Annotated in this window: 23 protein-coding genes and 2 tRNA genes; 17 read left to right on the top strand and 8 right to left on the bottom strand. The window is 70.8% G+C overall.

Annotated elements, in window-relative coordinates; all coding sequences use genetic code 11:
• Positions 1-159 precede the first annotated feature (159 nt).
• From GEV28_RS20735 to GEV28_RS20715, 5 genes are all read left to right on the top strand, one after another.
• The gene (locus GEV28_RS20735; RefSeq protein ID WP_291413760.1) at positions 160-2,979 is read left to right on the top strand and encodes a carbohydrate-binding protein; all 2,820 of its coding nucleotides are present in this window, start codon (positions 160-162) and stop codon (positions 2,977-2,979) included.
• A gap of 264 nt (positions 2,980-3,243) precedes the next feature.
• A complete protein-coding gene (locus GEV28_RS20730; protein ID WP_291413759.1) occupies positions 3,244-4,245 on the top strand; it encodes a sigma-70 family RNA polymerase sigma factor in 1,002 nt (333 codons plus the stop codon).
• Positions 4,246-4,301: 56 nt separating this feature from the next.
• Positions 4,302-4,844 carry a dihydrofolate reductase family protein gene (locus GEV28_RS20725; protein ID WP_291413758.1) on the top strand — a complete coding sequence of 181 codons (543 nt, stop codon included), beginning with the start codon at positions 4,302-4,304 and terminating at the stop codon, positions 4,842-4,844.
• 314 nt (positions 4,845-5,158) lie between these two features.
• Positions 5,159-6,022 (top strand): metalloregulator ArsR/SmtB family transcription factor, encoded by an 864-nt coding sequence (locus GEV28_RS20720; protein WP_291413757.1) that lies wholly within the window; start codon positions 5,159-5,161, stop codon positions 6,020-6,022.
• Entirely contained in the window at positions 6,019-6,621 is a 603-nt protein-coding gene (locus tag GEV28_RS20715; protein WP_291413756.1) for a dihydrofolate reductase family protein, read from the top strand. Before GEV28_RS20720 ends, GEV28_RS20715 begins: the two co-directional genes overlap by 4 nt.
• A gap of 142 nt (positions 6,622-6,763) precedes the next feature.
• Here GEV28_RS20715 and GEV28_RS20710 read toward each other — a convergent pair.
• Together GEV28_RS20710 and GEV28_RS20705 are read right to left on the bottom strand one after the other, a co-directional pair.
• Positions 6,764-6,835: transfer RNA gene (locus tag GEV28_RS20710), tRNA-Glu, on the bottom strand.
• A 108-nt stretch (positions 6,836-6,943) separates the two neighbouring features.
• Positions 6,944-7,017 (bottom strand) — tRNA-Arg (locus GEV28_RS20705).
• 791 nt (positions 7,018-7,808) lie between these two features.
• Between GEV28_RS20705 and GEV28_RS20700 the strand changes: the two genes are divergently transcribed.
• From GEV28_RS20700 to GEV28_RS20690, 3 genes are read left to right on the top strand one after another with little or no spacing between them, the layout of a single operon-like run.
• The gene (locus GEV28_RS20700; RefSeq protein WP_291413755.1) at positions 7,809-8,696 is read left to right on the top strand and encodes an alpha/beta fold hydrolase; all 888 of its coding nucleotides are present in this window, start codon (positions 7,809-7,811) and stop codon (positions 8,694-8,696) included.
• Between the two features lie 10 nt (positions 8,697-8,706).
• Entirely contained in the window at positions 8,707-9,960 is a 1,254-nt protein-coding gene (locus GEV28_RS20695; protein WP_291413754.1) for a triacylglycerol lipase, read from the top strand.
• Between the two features lie 13 nt (positions 9,961-9,973).
• Complete coding sequence (locus tag GEV28_RS20690) at positions 9,974-11,026, top strand: alpha/beta hydrolase (RefSeq protein WP_291413753.1); 1,053 nt, start codon at positions 9,974-9,976, stop codon at positions 11,024-11,026.
• 126 nt (positions 11,027-11,152) lie between these two features.
• Here GEV28_RS20690 and GEV28_RS20685 read toward each other — a convergent pair whose 3' ends face one another.
• Both GEV28_RS20685 and GEV28_RS20680 read right to left on the bottom strand, forming a co-directional pair.
• Positions 11,153-11,329, bottom strand: coding sequence for a DUF397 domain-containing protein (locus tag GEV28_RS20685; protein WP_291413752.1), 177 nt, complete (start codon positions 11,327-11,329; stop codon positions 11,153-11,155).
• A gap of 30 nt (positions 11,330-11,359) precedes the next feature.
• Complete coding sequence (locus GEV28_RS20680) at positions 11,360-12,211, bottom strand: helix-turn-helix transcriptional regulator (RefSeq protein ID WP_291413751.1); 852 nt, start codon at positions 12,209-12,211, stop codon at positions 11,360-11,362.
• 239 nt (positions 12,212-12,450) lie between these two features.
• On the opposite strand from GEV28_RS20680, the gene GEV28_RS20675 reads away from it, so the two are divergent.
• The 4 genes from GEV28_RS20675 to GEV28_RS20660 are packed head-to-tail and all read left to right on the top strand — an operon-like array spanning position 12,451 to position 13,779.
• Positions 12,451-12,729 carry a hypothetical protein gene (locus GEV28_RS20675; RefSeq protein WP_291413750.1) on the top strand — a complete coding sequence of 93 codons (279 nt, stop codon included), beginning with the start codon at positions 12,451-12,453 and terminating at the stop codon, positions 12,727-12,729.
• 1 nt (position 12,730) lies between these two features.
• Positions 12,731-13,384: a hypothetical protein gene (locus GEV28_RS20670; RefSeq protein ID WP_291413749.1), complete on the top strand. Its 654-nt coding sequence runs from the start codon at positions 12,731-12,733 to the stop codon at positions 13,382-13,384.
• On the top strand, positions 13,372-13,587 hold the full coding sequence (locus GEV28_RS20665) for a hypothetical protein (protein WP_291413748.1): 216 nt from the start codon (positions 13,372-13,374) through the stop codon (positions 13,585-13,587). The genes GEV28_RS20670 and GEV28_RS20665 overlap by 13 nt, the downstream gene beginning before the upstream one ends.
• A 3-nt stretch (positions 13,588-13,590) precedes the next feature.
• Positions 13,591-13,779, top strand: coding sequence for a hypothetical protein (locus GEV28_RS20660; RefSeq protein WP_291413747.1), 189 nt, complete (start codon positions 13,591-13,593; stop codon positions 13,777-13,779).
• Positions 13,780-14,143: 364 nt separating this feature from the next.
• On the opposite strand, the gene GEV28_RS20655 is transcribed toward GEV28_RS20660, so the two are convergent.
• The 3 genes from GEV28_RS20655 to GEV28_RS20645 form a co-directional block, all read right to left on the bottom strand.
• The gene (locus tag GEV28_RS20655; protein WP_291413746.1) at positions 14,144-16,360 is read right to left on the bottom strand and encodes an MMPL family transporter; all 2,217 of its coding nucleotides are present in this window, start codon (positions 16,358-16,360) and stop codon (positions 14,144-14,146) included.
• A 312-nt stretch (positions 16,361-16,672) separates the two neighbouring features.
• Entirely contained in the window at positions 16,673-18,286 is a 1,614-nt protein-coding gene (locus tag GEV28_RS20650; protein ID WP_291413745.1) for a cation acetate symporter, read from the bottom strand.
• The gene (locus tag GEV28_RS20645; protein ID WP_291413744.1) at positions 18,283-18,591 is read right to left on the bottom strand and encodes a DUF485 domain-containing protein; all 309 of its coding nucleotides are present in this window, start codon (positions 18,589-18,591) and stop codon (positions 18,283-18,285) included. Before GEV28_RS20645 ends, GEV28_RS20650 begins: the two co-directional genes overlap by 4 nt.
• A 454-nt stretch (positions 18,592-19,045) precedes the next feature.
• Here GEV28_RS20645 and GEV28_RS20640 point away from each other — a divergent pair, with 454 nt between their 5' ends.
• The 5 genes from GEV28_RS20640 (at position 19,046) to GEV28_RS20620 (ending at position 23,307) form a co-directional block, all read left to right on the top strand.
• Complete coding sequence (locus GEV28_RS20640) at positions 19,046-21,400, top strand: nitrate- and nitrite sensing domain-containing protein (protein WP_291413743.1); 2,355 nt, start codon at positions 19,046-19,048, stop codon at positions 21,398-21,400.
• On the top strand, positions 21,397-21,825 hold the full coding sequence (locus GEV28_RS20635) for a roadblock/LC7 domain-containing protein (RefSeq protein ID WP_291413742.1): 429 nt from the start codon (positions 21,397-21,399) through the stop codon (positions 21,823-21,825). The genes GEV28_RS20640 and GEV28_RS20635 overlap by 4 nt, the downstream gene beginning before the upstream one ends.
• Before the next feature lie 16 nt (positions 21,826-21,841).
• Positions 21,842-22,357, top strand: coding sequence for a DUF742 domain-containing protein (locus tag GEV28_RS20630; protein ID WP_291413741.1), 516 nt, complete (start codon positions 21,842-21,844; stop codon positions 22,355-22,357).
• Between the two features lie 85 nt (positions 22,358-22,442).
• Positions 22,443-22,877 carry a hypothetical protein gene (locus tag GEV28_RS20625; RefSeq protein ID WP_291413740.1) on the top strand — a complete coding sequence of 145 codons (435 nt, stop codon included), beginning with the start codon at positions 22,443-22,445 and terminating at the stop codon, positions 22,875-22,877.
• A 67-nt stretch (positions 22,878-22,944) separates the two neighbouring features.
• Positions 22,945-23,307, top strand: a complete 363-nt coding sequence (locus GEV28_RS20620) for an RDD family protein (RefSeq protein WP_291413739.1) — start codon at positions 22,945-22,947, stop codon at positions 23,305-23,307.
• A 1-nt stretch (position 23,308) separates the two neighbouring features.
• Here the strand turns inward: GEV28_RS20620 and GEV28_RS20615 are convergent, their stop codons facing one another.
• Entirely contained in the window at positions 23,309-23,743 is a 435-nt protein-coding gene (locus GEV28_RS20615; RefSeq protein ID WP_291413738.1) for a hypothetical protein, read from the bottom strand.
• Positions 23,744-24,152: the final 409 nt, after the last annotated feature.

The raw sequence follows: 24,152 nt of genomic DNA, 5'->3' as shown, positions 1-24,152 counted from the left end.
CTACCCGCGCTCGCCGCGGCCCACGCGGCCGCCGGCGGCGTTGTCGGAAGGCCCGAATACAACCCGGAATACGCGGCCTCCCTCCGCCTTGCCATCGACCACATGGACCCACAGCGGACCGCAAGCAACCAGAACCACGAGACACTAGAGAGGACGCCGATGTCCCTGCACCGACGGCGTCGGTACGGCCTCACCGCCGCACTGTTGTTCGCCGCGATGGTTGTTCCCATTGCCCCGGTCGCGCACGCCGGGTCCGTCATCCCCCCTGGCGACTACCAACAGGTCCAGCTCGCCTCGGGTGGGGCCGAGCTCGGCGAGGCCATGTCGCTGGCCGTACTGCCCGACAGATCCGTGGTGCACACGGCCCGGGACGGCACGGTCCGGGTGACCGACGCGGCCGGCAACACCACCCAAGCCGGCAAGCTCACCGTCTACACCCACGACGAGGAGGGCCTGCAGGGTGTGGCGGCGGACCCGAACTTCGCGTCGAACCGCTTCATCTACCTGTACTTCTCCCCCCGACTGTCCACACCGGACGGTGACGCGCCGACCGACGGCACCCAGGCGGACTTCGACCGGTTCAAGGGCGAGCTGCACCTGTCCAGGTTCGTGCTCAAGACCGACAACACCCTCGACATGGCCAGTGAGAAGGTCGTGCTGGTGGTGCCCAACGACCGCGGCCAGTGCTGCCACGTTGGCGGCGACATCGACTTCGACGCGGCCGGAAACCTCTACCTGACAACGGGTGACGACACCAACCCGTTCCAGTCGGACAGCTACACCCCGATCGACGAGCGCACGAGTCGCAACCCGCAGTTCGACGCGCAGCGCTCCTCCGGCAACACCAACGACCTGCGCGGCAAGGTGTTGCGGATCAAGCCGCAGGCGGACGGCACATACACGGTCCCGTCCGGCAACCTGTTCCCGCCGGGCACCGCGAACACCAAGCCGGAGATCTACGCGATGGGTTTCCGCAACCCGTTCCGGATGAGCGTGGACAAGGCGACCGGGATCGTCTGGCTCGGCGACTACGGCCCGGACGCGGGCGGCCCGAACCCGGACCGCGGCCCCGGCGGCCAGGTCGAGTTCAACCGGATCACCGCGCCCGGCAACTACGGCTGGCCGTACTGCACCGGCACGAACACGACCGCGGAGACCTACAACGACTTCGCGTTCCCGTCCGGCCCGTCCGGGGCGAGGTTCGACTGCGCCACCGGACCGACCAACAACTCGCCGCGCAACACCGGCCAGCAGAAGCTGCCCGCGCCGAAGCCGGCATGGATCCGGTACGGCGGGGAGGCCGGCACGCCACCGGAGTTCGGCGGCGGCTCGGAGTCGCCGATGGGTGGCCCGGTCTACCGCTACGACCCGAACCTGAGCTCGTCGGTCAAGTTCCCGGAGTCGCTGTCCGGCCGGTTCTTCGCCGGTGAGTACGGCCGCCGCTGGATCAAGGCGATCGAGGTCACGTCGAGCGGCGGCGTCGGCGACATCGGGGCGTTCCCGTGGACCGGCACCCAGGTGATGGACATGGCGTTCGGTCCGGACGGCGCGCTGTACGTGCTGGACTACGGCACGGGGTCGAACAACCAGGCGCTGTGGCGCATCGAGTACATCGGTGGGGAGAACCGCAACCCGGTCGCGGTGGCGTCGGCGAACAAGACGTCGGGGCCCACGCCGCTCGCGGTGGACTTCTCGTCGGCGGGCAGCACCGACCCCGAGGGCGGCGCGCTGACCTACCAGTGGACCTTCGGCGACGGCGGCACGTCGACCGCGGCCAACCCGTCGCACACGTACACCGCCAACGGCGACTACACGGCGACGCTGACCGTCCGGGACCCGGAGGGGCTCACCGGCTCGGCCGACGTGCGGATCACCGTGGGCAACACCGCGCCGGCGGTGACGCTGTCCCAACCGCCGGACGGCGCGCTGTTCTCCTTCGGTGACGCGGTGAGCTTCCAGGTCGGCGTGTCCGACCCGGAGGACGGCGCGATCGACTGCTCGCGGGTGAAGGTCCGCTACCTGCTGGGTCACGACAGCCACCAGCACGAGCTGACATCCGTGAACGGGTGCTCGGGCACGATCGCGACGCCAGTGGACGGTGAGCACGACCCGGCGGCCAACGTGTTCGGCGTGCTCGACGCGGAGTACACCGACAACGGCGGGCTGACCAGCCACAGCGTCCGCAAGCTCCAGCCGCGGCACCGGCAGGGCGAGCATTTCAGCGCCCAGAACGGCATCGAGCTGGCCCAGCACGGGGATGCCGAGGGCGGGACGACGGTCGGCTTCACCGACAACGGCGACTGGATCTCGTTCACGCCGTACTCGCTGTCCGGCGCCGCGTCGTTCACCGCCCGGGTGTCCTCGGGTGGCGTCGGCGGGACGCTCGAGGTCCGCGCGGGCTCGGCGACCGGAACCCTGCTGGGGTCGGTGGCCGTGCCGAACACCGGGAGCTGGGACACGTTCGCCACCGTGTCGACCGGCGTGTCGGGCGCGCCCGCCGGGACCACGCAGCTGTTCCTGGTGTTCAAGGGCGTCACCGGGCAGGGCAACCTGTTCGATGTGGACGCGTTCACGCTGAACCCGGCCGGCGCGACCACGCCCCGCACGGCCGAGGGCGAGGCGTGGACGTCGACCGGCGGGGTCCAGGCAGCCGCACACGCGGCGGCCAGCGGCGGCGCGACGGCCGGCTACATCGAGAACGGTGACTGGGTCGGCTACTCGCAGCTGCCCGCCGCCGGCGCGCGGAGCGTCACGGCCCGCATCTCGTCGGCGGGCGCGGGCGGGACGCTGACGGTCCGCGTGGGTTCGCAGACCGGCACGGTGCTCGGCTCGGTGGCGGTGCCGAACACCGGTGGCTGGGAGACGTTCCAGAACGTGACGACGACCCTCACCGGCACCGGGTCCGGACCGCTGTTCCTCACCTTCGGCGGCGGGGCGGGCGCACTGTTCGATGTGGACACCCTGACCGTGCAGTACTGATCTCCACCGATCTCCACTGATCTCCGCCAGACGGAACGGCGCTCACCCCGGGTGGGCGCCGTTCCCTTCGGTGCGACGGGTACCGGACCACGCCATTGTCTGGCCCAGGCGTTGGACTCGCGGGTCCTGAGCGTTGGACTCGCGGGTCCTGCCGCGCAGCGCACGGGGACCTGGGCGAGCGCCGGGAGTCGCCTATGTCGCAACGTTCCTCGCAGCGCCGAGAACGTGCCGGTAGCGTGTCGGCAAGACACGAAGGAGACCATCGTGGACGACGACGTCGTGGCCGCCGCGCGGGCGGGCGACGAGTCCGCGTTCGCCGCGCTCGTCGAGCGGCACCGGGGCGAGCTGCGGGTGCACTGCTACCGGATGCTGGGCTCGTTCGACGAGGCGGAGGATCTCGTGCAGGAGACGTTCCTGCGTGCGTGGAAGGGCCTGCCCGACTTCGCGGGGCGCTCGTCGCTGCGTACCTGGCTGTACCGGATCGCGACGAATGCCTGCCTCGACGCGCTCGACGGCCGCGCGCGCCGGGTGCTCCCCCAGGACCTGGCCGCGCCGTTCGACCCGAACGTCGGCCTGCCGCCGCGCACCGACATCGCCTGGTTGCAGCCGTTCCCGGACCAGCTGTGGCCCGAGGACGAGGTCGTCGCGCGGGAGACGATCGAGCTCGCGTTCCTCGCCGCGATCCAACACCTGCCACCCCGGCAGCGGGCGGTGCTGATCCTTCGCGACGTGCTCGGCTGGCCGGCCAGGGACACCGCCGCGTTGCTGGAGCACAGCGTGGCGTCGGTGAACAGCGCGCTGCAGCGGGCCCGCGCCACGTTGAAGGAGCAGCTGCCCTCGCGCCGGCTGGACTGGGCGCCGTCGGCCGAGCCGACCGCGGCCGAGCGGGCGGTGCTGCGGCGGTACATGGCCGCACTGGAGCAAGCCGACCTCACCGCGGTCGCCGACCTGCTCGCCGAGGACGTCCGCGCGGCGATGCCGCCGTGGCCGATGTGGTACCTCGGCCGCGACGCGGTCATGGCCACGCTCACCGCGAGCTGGAACCCCTCCCGGCCGGACTACGTGGGCCGCTTCCGGGTGCTGCCGACCGCGGCCAACGGGCGGCCGGCGCTCGCCTCCTACGTGCGCGCACCCGGCGACACCGCGTTCCGCGCGTTCGCGATCGTCGTGCTGCGCGTCGCGGACGGCCGGATCGCCGAGCTCACCGCGTTCCACGACACCAGCCTGTTCGCCGCCTTCGACCTGCCCGCCGCCCTGGACCGATGAGTTTTCCGGCCGGGCGTCGTCTCCTACGGGGTCAACGACTCCACGGGAGGTAACCGATGGGCAAGCTGCTCTACTCCGCCGCCATGTCGCTGGACGGGTTCATCGCGGGCGCCGGGGGTGACATGTCGTGGCTGACCGCGTACCTCGGGCCGAACCCGCTGGTGGACGAGCTGGTCGGCGACGTCGGCGCGCTGCTGGTCGGCAACCGGACCTTCGGCGGCGGCGACCCGTACAAGGGCACCGAGAACGAGGGCAAGGCCTTCGGCGGCGGGTGGGAGGGGCCGTCGTTCGTGCTCACCCACCACGCCCCGGACCGGGCGGTGCCGGGTGTGACGTTCGTGGGTGACCTCGCGGCAGGCGTGGCCGCGGCCAAGGCGGCCGCGGGCGACAAGTACGTCACCGTGCTCGGCGCCGGCGTGGCGCACCAGTGCCTCGACGCGGGCGTGCTGGACGAGGTCTTGGTGATCATTTCCCCGGTCCTGCTCGGCGACGGCGTCCGGCTGTTCGACCAGCCCGGCGGGGCCGACGTGCGGCTGGAGCGCATCAGCCTCTCCGGGGTGCCGCACGGGACCAACCTGTGGTTCCGCGTGCTCGGCTGAGTAGTCGCGGAACTGGTGCCGGCAGGTGATCGCGGCCCGGCTGCGCCGCAACGGCGGGCGGGTGCTCGCGGTGCGGCTGGACACTGAGGTCGGCATGCTCGCGTGGGTCAGCAAGTCGGCCGCGACCACGCGCGGTGGCATGCGGGCGGCGCTCGGGACGTCAGGCGCCCGGTGCGCGGCACCCGCTCTCCCCCTTCCGGCCCATCAGGATCCCCCCACAGCGGAGCAGACGATCCCGACGCGGTCCGACTGGTCCGACTGGTCCATAAACTATTCCTTGACATGAATATTCTCTGTCACGAATACTCGTCCTCATGGACGCACTCCTCACCGCACTGGCCGACCCGGCCCGCTGGCGGCTCGTGGGCTTGTTGGCCGAGCGGCCCCGCTCGGTCGGCGTCCTCGCCCAGCTCGCCGAGGCGCGCCAGCCGCAGACGACCAAGCACCTGCAGACCCTCGAGCGCGCCGGCGTAGTCACCGCCCAGCGCACCGGCCAGCGCCGCATCTACGCGCTCCGGCCCGCTCCACTGCGGGACCTGGCGGCTGCGCTCAACCGGATCGCCGACACCGCGGACCAGGTCGGTGGCCCGCGCGCGACCTACGACCGCTACGGGCTCAGCCTCCACGCAGAGCGGCTCGCCGCGGAGGAGTCGGGGTGGGCCGACGGCCGCTCGTTCAGGTTCCTCCGGTCGCTGACGGGGGGCCCCGGGCTGGTTTGGCGCCACCTGACCGAGGCCTCCCTGCTCGCCCGATGGTGGACGCCCGACGACCTCCGCGTCTCCGAGCTCGTCTTCGAGGCGCGACCGGGTGGGCGGATCGTCCAGGAGTACCGCGATGCCGAGGACGTCGACGGCTCCGACCTGGTCGCCGGGCGCGCGGAGGGAGTCGTCGACGACGTACGCCCCGGTGAGCGCCTCGCCTACCGGCTCTCCCCTCTGCTTCGCGACGGCGGCCTCGCCTTCACCGCCCACGTCGACCTCGGCCTCCGGCCCACCGACACCGGCACGGACCTCGACGTCCATTACCGGATCACCGACAGCACTGTCGACTCCGCGGACTTCATTGCAGGCATCGAGATCGGCTTCGGCCAGTGCCTCGACAAGCTCGCGGCGACCCTCGCCGCGGACTCGCACGACACCGTCGGCACCGTCAGCACCGACACAAGGAGCACGAAGTGACAGAGCAGACCGCCGGCCGCAGAGTCGTCACCAACATGAGCCTCTCCCTCGACGGCCACTACGTCGGGCCGGGCGACCCTCAGGACATGGGCTGGGTGATGCCGTACGCCGTCACCGACGTCGCCCGCGACCACCTGACCAGCCTCTGGGAGCCGGCGACGACGGCCCTGCTCGGGCGGGTCAACGCCGAGGGGTTCCTCGGTTTCTGGCCCACGGTCATCGGCATGGAGGGTGCCGACCCGCGCGACGAGGGCTTCGCGAAGTGGCTCGTCGGCACCGACAAGGTGGTCCTCTCCGCCACCCTCGGCGAGGCGCCGTGGGAGCGGACGACGATCGTCGACAAGCCGACCGCCGAGGTGGTCGCGGAGCTCAAGGCGACCGAAGGCGGCGACATTCTCGTGCTCTCCAGCGCGAGCGTCATCAAGGCGCTGCTGGCGGCAGACAAGGTCGACCGGCTGGCGATCACGATCTTTCCGGTCTTCCTCGGCGGCGGGCCGCGCCTCTTCGACGACGGCCTGCCCGCGGGGCAGTGGGCGCTCGCCAGCCAGGCCGCGGGCGAGCACGGCACGTTGGCCCTCGTCTACGACCGAGTCCGCTGAGCCGGCCGATCAGCGCACCCGAGGCGCAGGCCCCGACCCGGACCGACGAACCCCACATCCGCCGCAGTCAACGTGAAGAACCGGAACTCCTCCCGGCCGATCTCCGGAAACCTCCGCAGCCCCTCCAACTCCTTCAGGTAAGCGACGCGTACCGGGGTCGAACCGGTGTCTCCGGCGTGAGAAGCCGGTGTCCGTCCCACTGGACCAACGCGCCTTGGCGACAGTCGGGCGCCCGCGAGTCGAACGCGGTCTCTTCCGCGCCCGAAGCGGATGGGTTGCCGCCTCCCTCGCACCCGGTGTGCCATGGGTACCCACGGCACCGCTGCCCTGCCAGGACTCGAACCCGGGACCTCGCCGTTCGTAGCGGCGCGCTCTGTCCTCCTGAGCTACAGGGCATTAGGTCGTGTCTCGTGGGTCTTGGTCGATGGGATTCGTGACCCAGCTGGCGCCTGGCAAGGCGGCGGAAGGCCGCGCATACCAGGTTGTATTCGGGCCTTCCGACAACGCGGCCAGGGGACAACTGGGCGCGAATACCACGATCCAAGATCCGCGAGACATGGCCTAGTGGTGGAGGGTGGAGTCGAACCACCTGTGCCTGGTCGGCGCCCGGGTTACAGCCGGGTCGGGCTCCGCAGCCCGTCTCCACCGTGTCCGCCCGGCCGCGCCACGGGGGCAGCGACGAGGCGGACGGAATGTCTGCTCCGCTGTGGAGTTGTCAACCAACACGCACGCCCCAAAGAATTGCGCGCGGAAATGCACCGGCGGGAGGAGTCGAACCCCCTGGCCGCGGTTTTGGAGGCCGCGCCGCTTCCGAAGCTCGCCGATTCGCCAATTAAAATTGCACACGAAACAGAAGAGCCGCCCGGATCGGTTTCCCGATGGGCGGCTCCCAGGTCATGACCTTAGACGCAGGTCACGGCGGGGAGCCCGAGCCGCAAAGCGACCGCCGCGCATATTCGTGGAGGTGGGCCTGCCACAGGCACGCGGCAGCGGCCACAGCGCCGGATCGGCCCTGCGACTCTCGCATCCACATGCTCGTCATGACAATCCCTTCATTGTTGTTCCGATCAATAATGTCCTACGTCCCGGCGCGCCGTCAATCATTTATCGAAAATTGCTGGAAATACGCCGTGTGTGGGCGGCGCACATGGCCGGCGAGGGCGACGTGGTGGGCGGCCACCTTGCCGATGGGACGCGCATTGGCGACGATCCGGTTCCCAGCGCTGCGCCCGCGGAGGTGGCTCGTGCCCGCCAACCCGTCCCACGTCCGCGTCCCCGTGACCGGTGGTGAGCTCACGGTCGCGGTCTGGGGTGACCTCGCCGCCGGAGCGCCGGTCCTGGCTGTCCACGGGATCACCGCGTCGAGCATGGCGTGGGTCGAGGTCGCGCGCCGCCTCGGCGGGCCGGTCGTCGCGCCCGACCTCCGCGGCCGGGGCGGGAGCGGCACGCTGCCGGGGCCGTTCGGGATGGTCGCGCACGCCGAGGACTGCGTCGCCGCCCTCGACGCGCTCGGCATCGAGCGGGCCACGGTCGTCGGGCACTCCATGGGTGGGTTCGTGGCCGCCGTGCTCACCCACCGCCGTCCCGACCGCGTGCGGAAGCTCGTCCTCGTCGACGGCGGCCCGCCGCTGCCCGCGCCGGACGGTGACCCGGACGAGGCTCTCGGCCCCGCCGCGCGGCGGCTCCGGATGCGCTTCCCCACCAAGGAGGCTTACCGCGACTTCTGGCGCGCGCACCCCGCGTTCGCCGACTGGTCGCCGGCCATCGAGGCCTATGTGGACTACGACCTCACCGGCGAGGGCGACCAGCTGCGCAGCAAGGTGTCCGAGGAGGCCATGCGCACCGACTTCGTCGACCTGCACACCGGCGCGGCCGCCCGCGCGGCGTTCGCGGCCCTGCCGGCGAACACCCCGTTCCTGCGGGCCGAGCGCGGCATGTTCGACCAGCCGACGCCGCTGTACCCCGACCCCGACCAGCTCGCCGGGCTCGCGTTGAAGACGGTCCCGGGCACCAACCACTACACGATCCTCTTCGGCGACCCCGGCGTGACGGCGGTCGTCGCGGAGCTCAGCTGAGAAGGACAGGATGCGCAGACCTCTCGCCGCCGCCCTGACCGTCGCCACGGTCGCGGCCGGCGTGCTCGTCCCCGCGGTGAGCACCGCCGATCCCGCCTACCTCGTCAAGGAAGCCACCTACGGCACGGTCGCGAACGGATGGTCCCAAGTGGACCGCTACCGCGACACCACGGCCGGCTTCCACGACGAGCAGTACCCGCCGGACGGCCGCGGCGACCAGGACGGGCAGCGGCGCACCTTCTTCGGCAACGTGGCCAAACCGTCGTCGTCGCGGTTCCTGCTCTACTCGGCCCCGGGCTGGGACACGGGGAGCAAGCCCACGCCGGTCCTGCTCGTGCACGGCGCCAACGACAACCCCGACCGCGCGTGGGCCAACCCGAACGAGTCCGGCGGCTTCGGCTGCGGGTCGACGTCCTGCCCGTCGACCGGGCTGATGCAGTACCTCAGCTCGCGCGGCCACCGGGTGTTCGCGATCGGCTTCGCGCACAAGCAGGGCGACAACCTCCAGCAGGCGCAGCAGGTCGGCGACGCGATCGCGGTCATCAAGTCCCGGCTCGGGGTGAGCGAGGTCGACGTGGTCGGCTGGAGCAAGGGCATGATGTCCGCGCGGATGTACGTGGCGTCGGTCAAGCCGTCGTGGGGCCGGTCCTACGCCGGTGACGTGCGGAAGCTCATCACGCTCGGCGGGCCCAACGGCGGTTACGACTACCCGTTCGCGCACGGTTGGGCGCACGACTTCTCGATCTGGCCGGAGTGCGGCGGCGCGGTCAACGCGCCGAGCCCGCACACCCGGATGACCTGCTTCGGGCAGTACACCTACCACCCGGAGCTGTCGATCACCCCAACCGGCGGCTACGACACCTATCCCGGCCAGCGGCAGATGCTCGCCCGGTGGGACGGCGTGTACGGGGTGAACACCACCGCCCAGGACTGGTACACCACCTACTACGGCGGGCAGGGCTTCTACACCAACGGCCCTGGCATCCAGGCCGCGATCGACGCCGGCTCGCTGATCGCGGCGATCCGGTCCGCGCCGACCCCCGCCAGCGTGCCGGTGTACCTGCTCGCCGGCGGCTCGCCCACGATCGTCGGCATCTGGAACGAGACCCGCGGTCCCAGCGACGGCGTGGTGTTCGTCGCGAGCGCGCTGGACACAACCGGCGTCACCACGGTCGGCGCCACCAGCCTGGTGGCCTCGGCGAACCATCTCCAACTCGGCTGGGCGACCGCGGTCATGTCGACCGTGGCGGGCTGGCTGGCCTGAAAGGATCCGAACCATGCCGCAGCTGCTCGCCGGGATCACCGCCCGCGCCGTGCCGACCGACCGGCTCACCGTGCACGTCCTCGAGGTCGACGGGCGGACCGGCACCCCCGTGGTGTTCGTGCACGGCAACGTCTCCTCCAGCTTGTTCTGGCAGCAGACGATGCTGGACCTGCCCGCCGGGTACCGGCCGCTGGCGGTCGACCTGCGCGGGTTCGGCGACAGCGACCCGCTGCCCGTCGACGCGACCCGGGGCGTGCGGGACTACGCCGACGACGTGACCGCCACCGTCGACGCGCTGGGACTCGGTCCGGTGCACCTGGTCGGCTGGAGCATGGGTGGCGGGGTCGTGCTGCAGCTGCTGCGCGACCACCCGGCGCTGGTGCGTACGGTGACGCTGATGAACCCGGTGTCGCCGTACGGGTTCGGCGGCACCCGGGGCGAGTCCGGCGAGCTGATCGACGCGGCGGGCACCGGGTCCGGCGGCGGTGCGGCCAACCCCGACTTCGTGCGGCTGCTGCGGGAAGGCGACCGGTCGGCGGACTCGGCGCTGTCGCCACGGCGGGTGCTGCTGACCTTCTACGTGAAGCCGCCGTTCGAGCCGGAGCACGCGGACATGTTCGTCGAGTCGATGCTGAGCACCCGCATCGGCGACGACCACTACCCGGGCGACCTGACGCCGGCCGAGGGCTGGCCGGGCGTGGCGCCGGGCCGCAGCGGGGTCCTCAACACGATGGCGCCCAACCACTTCCGGCTGGACGACCTGCACACGATCACCCCGAAGCCACCGATCCGCTGGATCCGCGGGGCCGACGACCAGATCGTCTCCGACGCGTCGATGTTCGACCTGGCGAACCTGGGCGCGTTGGGAGCCCTGCCGGACTGGCCCGGCGCCGCGACCCACCCGCCGCAGCCGATGCTGGCCCAGACCCGCGCGGTGCTGGACCGCTACGCGGCCGAGGGCGGCACCTACGACGAGGTCGTCATCGCCGACGCCGGCCACAGCCCGCACCTCGAGAAGCCGGCCGAGTTCAACGCCGCCCTGCGCGAGATCCTCGCGAAGGGATAGCGGGAGGCGAGCCCGACCCGAGCGACGAGCGAGTCCAGCTCGGTCCGCAGTCGCACGCGACGAGGCTAGAACCGTGACCGCGGCCCCGCCCGAACCGGGCGAGGCCGCGGGCCGCGATGCGGATGATCAGTGATCGAGCCGGCCGGACTTGACGCTGTCGACGAGCGCGTCGAGCTGGACTCGGATCGACGGACCGTCGGGGTTCTTGCTGTCCCGGATGGCTCCGGCGAACGCCACCTCGACGCACTCTCCGTTGCCGCCGCTGTAGCTCGACTTCTTGAACACCAGGTCCGCAGCGCCCATGGTGCACTCCTCTCTACGCTCTCGCAGGAACTACGTCAGGCTACCCAGCAGATCGCGCGTCTCGTCACCTGAAAGTGCCTGGACCTGGAGCCTGGTGAACACGTCCGAGTAGTGGGCCACGTCCTCGGGTCGCTCCTGCCAGACGCTGCCGTTCGCGTTCTCGAGGTACACGCAGTCCATGTCGTCGAAGCCCTCCGGGAACCGGAGCAAGTTGAAGCCTGTCTTCATCCCGGGGTGCGCGCCCGCACTGAACGGCAGGACTTGGATGTCGATGTTCGGTCGCTCCGAGAGGCTCAAGAGGTGCCGTAGCTGCTCGCGCATCACTTCCTCGTCGCCGATCGGGCGGCGGATCACCGCCTCGTTGAGGACGATCTTCAAACCCGTCGGATGCTCTTGTTCGAGGATCGCTTGTCTGGCCGTGCGTAGGTCGACGGATCGGCGCCGTTGCTCATCGGCGAGGTCGGGGAACGTGATCCGTGCCAGTACCTCGGCGAACGCGGGAGTCTGGACGAGGCCATGCGGCAGCTCGGAGCCGTAGCTCCAGATCTCGTCCGCGTCCTGTTCGAGTTTCGGGTACAGCTCGAACCACTCCGGGATGTCCTCGCGGAACTCGACGAGCCAGTCGCTGTTGTTGTCGTCGTCCGCGGCCAGGAGCACCAACTGGTCGATCTTGGCCTTGCTCAGGCCGGAGGCGCGGCCGATGGCCTTGATGTTGCGAACAGTGAGACCTTGCTTGCCGCCCTCGATCTTGCTCAGGGTCCCGGGTTGGAGATCGATCTCGGCGGCGAGTTGGCGAATGCTCATCCCAGCTGCGGTCCGTGCCGCGGTCAGCTCCTTGACGAGCTTGCGACGTCGCAGGGTCGGTCCTGGGCGTGCGGCCATGAGTCCTCCGCGTTGCGGCGTGATCGGTGGGGTCGGGTTACTCAGTGTGCCCGCGCACATGATCGTCCGCAGGTGAACATCACCCGTTCGGGCACATGTACGGAAACGTTTCCTCTAGTAACGTTTCCTCTGTCGGCGATGATGCAGTGCATCCTACACGGCCGGCGGCCCGGCCCCGCGCATCGCTCTCGCAGGAGGACGCGCGGGGTGCGGGTCACCTACCGCCCACTGGAGTCGTCATGGACCACATCCCGCCGCCGGATGACGTCGCCCATCAGGACAGCGTGCTCATGGCCGAGATGGCCGAGGTCAACACCCGGCTCGCTCGCTACGTGCTGCGCTTTCTCGACGCCGACGCCGGTCGCGCGGCGCCGCTCAGCACAGCGGATGAGCGTGCGCTGGCCGATGACGTGACGGCCGTCGCGGCCGCGATCCGGGCACGTATTGCCCGCCGAGAGCTGGGTGCGCTCCGCCGCCACTCCTCGTGCGTGCCGCACCGACGTCCGGACATGAGCTGACATGGCGACCGCACATTCGCGCGCCGAGCAGCACGTCAATGTCGCCGCGTTGCGGCCCTTCACGCCCTACATCACGTCGTGGAGCGCGGAGCGGGCCGAGCGTCCCACGGTCGTCGAGCGCCGCTCGGGCATCGGGTATCTGGACGAGACGGTCTACGACCGCGACCGCCACGGGGTGCTCTGGGTGCGCAGCCTGGTCCGCCAAGGGCATGGCGAGCCGCGGTTCGCGATCGTGCACCCGTTGCGGCAGCGGCGCGCCATGCGGCAGTTGCTGTGCAACGTCTGCGGCGGCCCGGCCGACCGCGCCGAGGACGGCGTCCTGTGGCTGCTCAGCGATCTCCGGGACGGCTGGCCGAGCTGGCCGGAACGGATGGGGGTCAACGAACCCCCGGTGTGCCTGCCGTGCGTCCGGGTGGCGAGTCGGATGTGCCCCGCGCTGCGCAAGGGAGCAGTCGCGGTGCGCGCTCGCGAGCACCCGATCGCGGGCGTTCACGGCCTCGTGTACCGCACCACCGGCACGGTGTCGCCGGAGCCGGTGGAGCACACCAACGTCGCCTACGAGGACCCGGCCAGCCGCTGGGTCGTGGCAAGCAAGCTCGTCCGCGAGCTGCGCGACTGCGCCCTCATCCCGCTGGAGTCGCTGTGCCCAAGCTGAACCGGGAGCTCATCCGCGAGTGGCTCCGAAACCACAACTGGTCCATCGGGCGGCTCACCCGGGAATGCAACGCCGTCAACGGAATCGACCCCGTGCGCGCCGGGCGGATCAACGTGATCTGCAGAGTCATGGCCGTGTACGGGGACGGCATCCCGTACGAGCGGCTGGTCCTGGGCGAACCACAACGCGAGGAGGTGCGGTGAGACATGGACAAGCTGTGGGTCGTCCTGCTGGCCTCGTCGCCGTTCCTGACCTTCATCGGTTGGGCGGTCTGCTGGCTGGTGTCCGACGCCCTGCGGGAACGCCGACGGACCCGTGCCGCGACTCGCCTCGCCGAGCGGTTCGGGCCCGACCGAGTGGAGCGCGGCGACCGTGGCCACGCATCGGCAGCGTGACGGCGCGGGACACGAGTCCACGACGTTGACCACCCCGCCGACGTCTCGGTTCCGGCCGATCGTGATCGCCAGGCCCGCCACTGACCTTCCCAAGCGGCGCCCCGGAGCCGCGCTGGAACGGTGCGGCCGGCTTGCGGGGTCCAGGAGCCGCGCACCCGCGACGCCCGGCGAAAGGGGGCATGGTGCGCAATGACCGTGCGCGATCGGAGCGGCTGCCTCCGCTCGTCGTGGTGTGCGGCGACACCCTGTCCGGCAAGACGGCGGTCGCCACCGCGCCGGCCCGCAGCGGTGAACCAAACTGACGTTCCGCCAGCAGGTACCGCACGCCAGGAAGGGCGTGCGGTACCTGCGCCGACCGGACGGCTCAGCCGACCGGCTCGAGCACCCTCGGCTCGGCGGGCGACGTGGCCGACGAGCGGCCCCGCAGCCAGCGCGGCGCCCACCAGTTCGACGAGCCCAGCACGGTCATCAGCGCGGGCAGGACCACCGCCCGGATGAGCGTGGCGTCCAGCAGGATCGCCGTGGCCAGGCCGACGCCCAGCTGCTTCATGTCGATCGTGCTCAGCGTGCCGAAGATCGAGAACACGCCGATCATGACCGCCGCCGCGCTCGTGACCACGCCTGCCGACCGGGTGATGCCCGCGGCCACCGCGTCCCGGTTGGACAGCCCGGACAGGGCCGACTCCCGGATCCGCGACACCACGAACACGTGGTAGTCCATCGACAGCCCGAACAGCGTCACGAACAGGATCACCGGCAGCCAGGCGGTGATCCCGCCCGTCGAGGTGAACCCGAGCAGACCCTCGGCCCAGGTGTGCTGGAACACGAGCACCAGCACGCCGTACGCCGCGCCCGCGGAGAGCAGGTTCAGCCCGATCGCGCTCAACGCGATCACCGGCGCCCGGAACGCCCACAACATCACCAGGAACGTCAGCAGCAGCACGAACCCGATCACCCACGGCAGCGCGTCGTTCATCGAGCCGACGAAGTCGTTCTCCCCGGCCGTCTCGCCGCTCACCCCGAACTCGGCGCCCGCGACCTTCCCGACGGTCTGCGGGAGCAGCACCGTGCGCAGCTGCTCGAGCGACCGGTCCGCCTCGGCGGAACCGCCGTCGTACGGGATGCCGGCCGACACGAGGAAGATCCGGCCGCCCGCCGCCTCGTCGACCTCCGGCGGCTGGTCCTGGGCGAACTCGTCGTCGGCCGCGATGCGCGACAGCAGGTCGTCCACGGCGGTCCGGGCGGCGGGCACCTGGTCGGCCGGGACCCGGATGGCGATCTCGTGCGACGCGCCCTTGCTCGGGAACGCCTCGGTCATCCGGTCGTAGGACTGCATGATCGGGATGCTGCGCGGCAGGTCGGCCTCGGACGGCGCGTTGAGCGTCATGCCGAACGCCGGGATCGCGAGCGCGACCAGGATGCCGCCGGAGACCACCAGCGTGGTCTTGGGCCGGCGCAGGCTCGGCCGCAGCACCGCGCGCCAGAACCGCGGCTCGCCCTTGTTCCGCATGGACAGGCGCCACAGCAACGGGATCCGCGGCTTGTCGATCCACCGGCCGAGCTTCGCGAGCAGCGCCGGCAGCACGGTGATCGAGCCGATCATCGCGGCGAGCACCACGAGGATCGTGCCGACGGCGATCGAGGAGAACACCAGGTCGTTGACCACGAACATGCCCGCCATCGCGACCGTCACCGCGATGCCCGAGACCACGATCGCGTGCCCGGAGGTCGCCGCGGCGATCTCGACCGCGTCGACGTGCCCCGCGCCCTTCGCGCGTTCCTCACGTTCTCGCCGGATGTAGAACAGCGAGTAGTCCACGCCGACCGCCATGCCGATCAGCAGGATCATGCTGCTGGTGTTGTCCGTGGCCGGGATCAGGTGTGACACCAGGGCCGACAGCCCGAGCGCGGTACCCACCGCGGACATGGCGAGCAGCACCGGCACGCCGGCGGCGATCAGCGCGCCGAACACCACGAGCATGATCAGCAACGTGACCGGGACGCTGATCAGCTCGGCCTTCTGGAAGTCCTCCCCCAACGTCGCGTTCAGCGCCTTGTCCAGCGACGCGCCGCCGACCTGCTCGATCCGCAGGTCCGGGTATCGCTCCTGCACCGACGCGGTCGTGTCGAGCAGCGGCTGCACGCGCTCCTCCGCGGAGTCCGCCTCCCCCGTCAGCTCCACGTTGACCAGTACCGCGGTGCCCTTCGGCGACGGCACCGGCTCGCTGACCGGGCCGACGCCGGACAGCGCGTCCATCCCGGAACGGACGTCGGCGGCCGCCGCCATCGCGCGGTTCTCGTCGAGGTCGCCCTCGCGGGCGGAGATGAGGACGTTCTCGGTCGCCGGGTGGTCGAACCCGGACTCGTCGACGATGCTCTGGTAGGTGGCGAGCTCGCCCTTCGGATTGTCGTCGAAGTCGGCCTGCTTCGTCCCCGCGAAGGTCCCCGCGCCGACGCAGATCGCCACGAACAGAACCCACGCGCCGATCGCCCGCCACGGGTGTTCCGCGCTCCATCTGGCGATCCGCACGGTTAACAACGGCTTGCCCATGTCTTCCTTACCCCTCTGGATGTATGCCACGTTCGGTCTATGTCCCAAGGTTGGGGCATGGCCGGGCCGCCGAGATCCGGGGCAATCCCCGGACTTGCTCAGGGATCACCCTTAGCCGGCGACGCACGGGCAGCACCCGGCAACGCACCGTCAAGCGCGCCGGGTCGGTTGCGAGACCGGACACGGGTCGAACGCCCGGCGAGCCCCCAGCCAAGTCGCGAGTCCAACGCTCGCGACCCGCGAGTCCAACGTTCCGGACGAACGACGACCTCATGGTGTGTGCTGGAACCGGGGACTCGCGGGTCCTGGGGGTTGGACTCGCGGGTTCTGGTGGGGAACAGGTCAGGTTGCGCCGATGCCGGTGACGGAGCGGACCTCGAGCTCGTCGGAACGGGGGCCGTCCGCGCGGTCGCGGCCGAGCACCGTGCCGAGGTAGCCCAGCAGGAACGACAGCGGGATCGACACGATTCCCGGGTTGTGGAGCGGGAACAGGTGGAAGTCCACGCCCTTGATGATCGACGTGCTCGCGCCGGAGAACACCGGCGAGAACACGATCAGCAGCAGGCAGGACCCGAGCCCGCCGTAGATCGACAGCAGCGAGCCGGTGTTGTTGAACCGCCGCCAGAACAGGGTGTAGAGGATCGTCGGCAGGTTCGCGGACGCGGCCACCGCGAACGCCAGCGCCACCAGCGACGCGACGTTCTGCCCGATCGCGAGGATGCCGCCGAGGATCGACAGGCAGCCGATCACCACCGCGGTCATCCGAGCGACCCGCACCTCCGCACCCGGCTTCGGCCGACCGTGCTTGAGCACATTGGCGTACACGTCGTGCGCGAACGACGCGGACGCGGTCAGCGTCAGTCCCGCGACCACGGCCAGGATCGTCGTGAACGCCACCGCGGCGACAATCGCGAACAAGGCCGAGCCGCCGATCGCGAACGCCAGCAACGGCACCGCCGAGTTCTCCGCGCCCGGCGCGGACAGGATCGCGTCCGACCCGACGATCGCGCTCGCGCCGTAGCCGATGACGAGCGTCGCCAGGTAGAACGCCACCATCGCCCAGGTCGCCGAGACCACCGAGCGGCGCGCCTGGAACGCGTCGGGCACCGTGTAGAAGCGCATCAGCACGTGCGGCAGCGCGCCGGTGCCGAGCACGAGCGCCAGTGCCAGCGACACGAAGTCGAGCTTGGTCGTCCCCGTCTTCCCGTACTGGGCACCGGGTTGGAGCACCGCGTCGCCGAGCGCGTTGTTGCGCGCCGCCTGGTCGAGCAGGTTGGTGAGGTCGAAGCCGAACTTGCCCAGGATGAACACGCTCATCATGACCACGCAGATGAGCAGCAGACTGGCTTTGATGATCTGCACCCAGGTGGTGCCCTTCATGCCGCCGACGAGCACGTAGAAGATCATGATCGCGCCGACGCCGACGATCACCAGTGCCTGGCCGCCGGTGGACCGAATGTCCAACAACAATGCGACCAGTACGCCGGCGCCGGCCATCTGCGCGAGCAGGTAGAACGCCGAGATCACCAACGTCGCGTTCGCGGCGGCGGCTCGTACCGGTCGCTGCCGCATCCGAAAGCTGAGCACGTCGCCCATCGTGAACCGGCCGACGTTGCGGACCCGCTCGGCGATGAGCAACAGCGGGATCAGCCAGGCGACGAGAAATCCGATGGAGAAAAGGAACCCGTCATATCCCTGCACCGCGATCGCGCCGGCGATGCCGAGAAAGGACGCCGCGGAAAGGTAGTCACCGGACAGTGCGACGCCGTTCTGCACGCCGGAAAAAGCGCTGCCGGCCGCGTAATAGTCGGCCGTCGTGGTGTTCCGGCTGCTGACCCGGTACACGACGTACAGGGTCACCGAGACGATGAGGAGGAAGATGCTGACATTGAGGACCGGCTCACCCGTGCCGGAGGCGGCGACCGAGACGGCGGAGCCGTGCGCGAACGTCGTCACCGGCGTGCGCCTGCCTGCTCCCGCAGGGCCGTGACCTGCGGATCTACTCTTCGGCGCATGAACCGCGTGTACAGCAGCATGATCACGACGGTGGTCACGAACTGGGACAGGCCGAGCAGCAGCCCGACCGTCACGCTGCCGAACATCCGATATCCCATGAACTCCGGCGCGTACGCGGCCAACAATACGTAGGTCATGTACCAGGCGAGGAACAGCACGCTCGCCGGGAAAACGAACCTGAGCAGCCGCCGCTGAACGGCGATGAACTCCGGGTCGGCGCGGATCGCCGCGAAGTCCGGATTCACCCCGTCGTCACCGATATGCCCACCCGGACCCGGCTCGAATGCGGTGTAGGTCCCTAATTTCGGGTGCGCGCGTAGAGGGCGACATTCCGGTCATCACAGCTCCCGTTCGCGACGATTTCGAGGGCGCCGGTCGGGCCACCGGCAGGCACAGCGTCGAAAGCGTAACCATCGTCGCGGCGGAGTCAAGAGCACGCCGGTTCGAAAATAACCGGATCTTGCGGTATCGTGCGATTAGTTCGCCATCCCACGGGTTCGCAACAGAGCGTGCTCAACCGGTGGCGTAATCAGGTCTTGTACACATTGTCACCGCGTCCCTAAGTTTACTGGACACAATTGTCGTACCGGCCGGGCACGCCTGGAGGAGATCGCGTGAGGTGCATCTCGTGAACTCGGTCGGCGAGGGTTCGCCCGACTCAGCCGGCCGTCGCGGTGCGTGGTGGTCCACCGCGGTGCAATGGCGCAACTGGCCACTGCTCGTCAAGCTGAGCGCGGTGCTGGTCGTGCCCGTCGTCGGCGCCCTGGTGCTCGGCGTGCTGCGGGTACAGGCCGACGTCACGCTGGCCGACTCCTACGCCGGCATCGAGCGCATCGCCAACGTGCGTGTGCAGCTCGTCGGCGTGCTGACGTCCATCCAGGACGAGCGCAACGAGGCGATGCGCCAGCGCCCCGACATGAAACCGGTTGCCGCGGTCACCGACTCGACGCTCACCACGGCGACCGGGCTGATCCGGCAGACGCGAACCTCGGCGACAACGCGACGCAGCGCTACCGCAACGTGATCGGCGCGCTCGACCTGCTGCCCTACGCTCGCGGGCAGGTGGCCGCCGGGGTGGGCGGGCCCGTCGTGCTCAGCTCCTACAACGCGGTGACGGGCGCGGTGCTGGAGTTCGACCGCGCGCTGGTCGGACGCTTCCCCGACGAGGACCTGACCAGCCGCTCGATCGCGCTCAACGAGCTGCAGCAGGCCCGTGAGCAGGTCAGCCTGCAGCAGGCGGTCGGGCTCACGGGCATGCGCGACAACGCGCTGTCGGAGTCGGAGCGGCAGCTGATCATCGAGGCGGACGTCCGGCTCGACGACAACGTCCGCGACTTCCGCGCGGTGGCGCCACGGGACCTGCTCGACCGCTACGAGAACACCGTGACCGGCCCCGATGTCGCCGAGCGTCGGCTGCTCGTGCTCGCCGCCCGCACCCCGGGCCCGGCGCCGGGGTTCACGCTCGACGAGTGGAACGCCACGTCCGACGCCACCACCGCGCTGTACGGCGACGTCACCGGGCAGGGCGCGGCCGGGCTGCGGGCCAACTCCTCCCGGCTCGCCGACTCCGCCGGCAACCGCGCGGGCGTGGCGTCGGTCCTGCTGCTCACGATGGTCCTGCTCGCGGCCGGCATCGGCGGTGTGCTCGGCCGGTACCTGCTGCGCTCGGTCGGGTTGCTGCGCCGCACCGCGTTGGACGTGGCGTCGAACCGGCTGCCCGCCGCGGTGGCGAGCATCCGGGCGGGTGAGGCGGCCCGGGTCGCGATCGACCCGGTTCCCTTGCACACCACCGAGGAGTTCGGCCAGCTCGCCAGGGCGTTCGACGCGGTGAACGGCCAGGCGGTGCGCTCGGCGGCCGAGGAGGCGAGCCTGCGCAGCAACCTGAGCAGCATCTTCATGAACCTGTCCCGGCGCAGCCAGGGCCTGGTGGAACGGCAGCTTCGGCTGATGGAGCAGTTGGAGCAGAAGACCGACGACCCCGACCAGCTGGGCGACCTGTTCAAGATCGACCACCTCGCGACCCGCATGCGGCGCAACAACGAGAACCTCATGGTCCTGTCCGGCACCGTGCTCGGCCGCCGGTTCACCGAGCCGCTGCCGGTGTCCGACGTGCTGCGCGCGGCGGTGTCCGAGGTGGAGCACTACGAGCGTGCGGTCATCCGGACCGCCCCGCCGTCCAAGATCATCGGCTTCGCCGCCGGCGACCTGATCCGGTCGGTGTCCGAGCTGATCGAGAACGCCACCGCGTTCTCCCCGCCGGACAGCGAGGTCGTGATCATGAGCCGGCTGCTCGACAACGGCGCCGTGCTGGTCGACATCCTCGACCAGGGCGTGGGGATGGCCGACGCGGAGCTCAACGAGGCGAACCACCGCGTCGCCGCGGGCGGCGGGGTCGACGTGCCGATCTCCCGCCAGATGGGCCTGTTCGTGGTGGGCAGGCTGACGACGCGGCACAGCATGCACGTGCGCCTGATGGTGCGCGCGGAGGGCGGACTGTGCGCGTCGATCCTCGTGCCCGCGGACCTGGTCGTGACCGACGGCAGCGCGCTGCCCGGGCCGCGGACCGGCGAGCCGGCCATGGCCGCGGTCGCGCCGCGGATGGCCGAGCCGGCCGGGGTCGCCGTCCGGCTCGAGTCGGCGGGGATCTTCGTGCGGCTGCCGGTCCTCCCTGCGGCCAGCACGCCCGCGTCGATCCTTTTCACCGCGCACAAGCCGGCCCCGGGCGAGGCCACCCCCGTTCCGAAGGCGCTGGTGCCGGCCGGGTTCACCTGGCTCCAGAGGCCGGCGGCCGCGGTCCGGCACGCCGCCATGTCGGCGCCGCCGGTGACAGCAGCCGTAGCTCAACCCGGGCAGGAGCAGGCCATGCAGGAACAGACCACCGGTCCCGACGCACTGCCCAAGCGGGTCCCGAAGGGTCAGCTGCTCGCGACTCCCGTGCGGGAGCAGCCGGCACCCGCGGTTCAGCGGGACGCCGCAAAGACACGCGGGTTCCTGAGCAACTTTCAGGCAGGCATTCGCGATGGTGAGAGCAGAAAGGGGGAACCAAGACCATGACGGTCGCCCGCAACGCCGACGAGACCCATCAGGTTGGGCAGTTCGGCTGGCTGGTCAACAACTTCGCCGACAGCGTCCCCGGGGTGGCCCACGCCGTCGTGGTGTCCGTGGACGGGCTGCTGCTCACCTCCTCCGAGCGGCTGCCGGTCGACCGGGCCGAGCAGATGTCCGCGATCTCCGCGGGCATCGTCTCCCTCAACCTGGGCGCGGCGAAATGCCTGGGCGCCGACCAGGTGGTGCGGACCGTCGTGGAGATGGACCAGGGCGCGCTGCTGCTCACCTCCATCAAGGACGGGTCGTGCCTGGCCGTGCTGGCCTCGCACGACTGCGACATCTCGCAGGTGGCGTACGAGATGACCGTGCTGGTCGACCAGGTCGGCCAGCTTCTGACGCCACAGCTGCGAGCCGCGCTGGCCGCGAGCTGAGTCGGCGGTGGTTGCCATGGGTGTCGATGACGGTCCCGAACCCACGGAGCTGACCTACGCCGACGTACTCAACGGGATCACGCGCAGCGGCGGCGGCCGGGCGGCCAAGCGGCAACCCGATCCGCAACCGCTGCCCTACGCGAGCGGCCGCCCGCTGCCGCCGCCCGTCCACGTGCCGGGTGAGGAGGTCTCCTCGGCCGTCCGCGCCTACGCCTGGACCGCCGGGCGGACGCGGGCGAACTGGCGGTTCGAGATCGAGACGCTGGTGTCGACCACGGCGCGGGCCGAGGACCTGCTCGACACGCTGCGCAGCGAGCACCAGGTGGTGGCGCGGCTGTGCCGGCGCTCGATGTCGGTCGCCGAGATCGGCGCGCTGATGTCGCTGCCGATCGGCGTGGTCCGGGTGCTGCTCGACGACATGGCCGGGCTCGGGCTCATCGACGTGCACAGCACGCCGACCGGCCCGGACGACCGGCCGGACCTGGAGCTCCTCGATCGGGTCCGGCGGGGCCTGACCAACCTGCGCGGCTGACCGACCCGCACCTGCCCATCCCACACCGCTGATCTCACCTCTTCGGCGTGAGCCGGCGGCGCCCGAGCACCGAGAGGATCGGCTCGTGGCAGAACAACCAGCGGCAGAACGAACAGAGACCCGACCCCAGGCCGCCGACGCGGTGCTGGCACTCGCGGTCATCGGGGTCCGAACGGGACTGCCGGCCGGCGGTGCCGTCGCGCGCGTGGTCGCCCCGGCGCCGCGGCCGGAGAACTGGCCGAGCCGGCGGTTGCGGTTGCTGGCGGAGACCGGCTTCCGGCAGCGGCAGGCCGCCCTCGCCTCGGCTGAGCGGCTCTACCGGAAGGTGGTGCCGGTGGTGGTCGCGGACGTGCTCGACCTGCTCGACCTCCCGGCGCTCGCCCGCGGCATGGACCTCCCCACGATCATCCGGGAGTCCACCGGATCGCTGGCCGCGGAGAGCGTGCACGACGTCCGGCTGCAGGCCGGCCAGGCGGACGAGGCGGTGGGGCGGTGGTTCGACCGGGTGCTGCGCCGGTGACCTCTCACGTCCAGGGGCGGTCGGCGGGTGTCGTCAGCAGGCTGCTCGCCGGGGCGATCGACTTCGTGTGCTGTTCGCCCTGCTCGGCCTCGGTTACCTGGGCCTCGCGGGGGTGGTGTTCGTGGTCGACCCGGTGTCGTTCCGGTTCCCTGCCCCGCCCCGGGTGGTGGTCGTCGCGGTCGCCGGCGCGGTGCTCGTCGGCTACCTGGCCAAGAGCTGGACCGCGACCGGCCGGACGTACGGCGACCTGGTGCTGGGGCTGCGGGTGGTCGACCGGCGCGGGCGGCGGCTGCCGTTCGGGAAGGCGTTGCTGCGCGCGCTGTTCTGTGCCGTGCTGCCGATCGGTCTACTGTGGACGGCGGTGAGCGCGGAGCGCCGGTCGGTGCAGGACCTGGTGCTGCGGACGGCGGTGACCTACGACTGGCACTGAGTCAGTTCCACGCGGCGGCTCGCAGCCTGCCGGCCAACGTCGCGGCGGCGAGCTCGTAGCCGGTGACCTCGCCGCGGTCGGCGAGCGTGCGGGCCTGGCCGAAGTCGACGTACGTCACGAGCGTGCGGCCCTGGCGCGCGATGCCGCCGCGGTGGTGGCCCGGGAGCCCCTCGTCGCCCTGGACCCGTTGGCCGGCCACGAACACGGCCTCCTCGCCGATGTCCAGCGGTTCGAACCGCCAGACCGTGGTGACCCCGTCCCGCGTGCGGCTCGCGCAGTCGGTGAGCGCGGCGCGGGTGTCGGCCATCGCCCGGCGGGCCGCGCCGGTGTCACGGTAGACGCTGACCCGTTCGAGCTTCCACCGGTTGTCCGCGACCAGCGCCACCTGCCGGCCGGCCACCCGCGCCCGCGTCGGGTCGGTAGCGCGCCGCCGCACGGGCTCACCAGGGTCGGCAGGTTCGGGCCCTCGGCACATTCCCAGCGCAGGCCCTGGTCGGCGACCGGCCGCGCGGACCGCGCGTCGCCGAGCAGGAAGCCGTCCGGGATGCGCAGCTCGCCCGGCACGGACGCGGTCGGCATGATCGGCGGCGGTACGGCGGCCGCGGGCTCGGTCACGGCCCGGACGACGAAGAACGTGCCGACCGCCAGCCACTGCTGCCGCAACCGCCACTCGTGCGCGCATGCTCCTAGTGTCCCGCGCCGGGAGTCTGTTGCTTATCTCGGCGGATCCAGGTTTCTGCTGGCAAGGCGCCGGTTCGTCCTCGTACCGGGTTGTACTCGGGCGGACCGGCAACGCCGCCAGCAGGAAGCTGGGCCGGCGAGACAAGTGATGAACTTCCGGCGCG

This window comes from Actinophytocola sp., from assembly GCF_009379765.1.
Lineage (GTDB): Bacteria > Actinomycetota > Actinomycetes > Mycobacteriales > Pseudonocardiaceae > Actinophytocola.
This window is presented reverse-complemented; position numbering and strand designations above follow the sequence as displayed.

Coding starts and splice junctions, on each gene's coding strand:
- GEV28_RS20690 (WP_291413753.1), top strand. CDS start 9,974: ATGCCGCAGCTGCTCGCCGGGATCACCGCCCGCGCCGTGCCGACCGAC.
- GEV28_RS20635 (WP_291413742.1), top strand. CDS start 21,397: ATGACGGTCGCCCGCAACGCCGACGAGACCCATCAGGTTGGGCAGTTC.
- GEV28_RS20720 (WP_291413757.1), top strand. CDS start 5,159: ATGGACGCACTCCTCACCGCACTGGCCGACCCGGCCCGCTGGCGGCTC.
- GEV28_RS20680 (WP_291413751.1), bottom strand. CDS start 12,211: ATGGCCGCACGCCCAGGACCGACCCTGCGACGTCGCAAGCTCGTCAAG.
- GEV28_RS20640 (WP_291413743.1), top strand. CDS start 19,046: ATGGCGCAACTGGCCACTGCTCGTCAAGCTGAGCGCGGTGCTGGTCGT.
- GEV28_RS20695 (WP_291413754.1), top strand. CDS start 8,707: ATGCGCAGACCTCTCGCCGCCGCCCTGACCGTCGCCACGGTCGCGGCC.
- GEV28_RS20630 (WP_291413741.1), top strand. CDS start 21,842: ATGGGTGTCGATGACGGTCCCGAACCCACGGAGCTGACCTACGCCGAC.
- GEV28_RS20660 (WP_291413747.1), top strand. CDS start 13,591: ATGGACAAGCTGTGGGTCGTCCTGCTGGCCTCGTCGCCGTTCCTGACC.
- GEV28_RS20675 (WP_291413750.1), top strand. CDS start 12,451: ATGGACCACATCCCGCCGCCGGATGACGTCGCCCATCAGGACAGCGTG.
- GEV28_RS20725 (WP_291413758.1), top strand. CDS start 4,302: ATGGGCAAGCTGCTCTACTCCGCCGCCATGTCGCTGGACGGGTTCATC.
- GEV28_RS20685 (WP_291413752.1), bottom strand. CDS start 11,329: ATGGGCGCTGCGGACCTGGTGTTCAAGAAGTCGAGCTACAGCGGCGGC.
- GEV28_RS20670 (WP_291413749.1), top strand. CDS start 12,731: ATGGCGACCGCACATTCGCGCGCCGAGCAGCACGTCAATGTCGCCGCG.
- GEV28_RS20700 (WP_291413755.1), top strand. CDS start 7,809: ATGGGACGCGCATTGGCGACGATCCGGTTCCCAGCGCTGCGCCCGCGG.
- GEV28_RS20735 (WP_291413760.1), top strand. CDS start 160: ATGTCCCTGCACCGACGGCGTCGGTACGGCCTCACCGCCGCACTGTTG.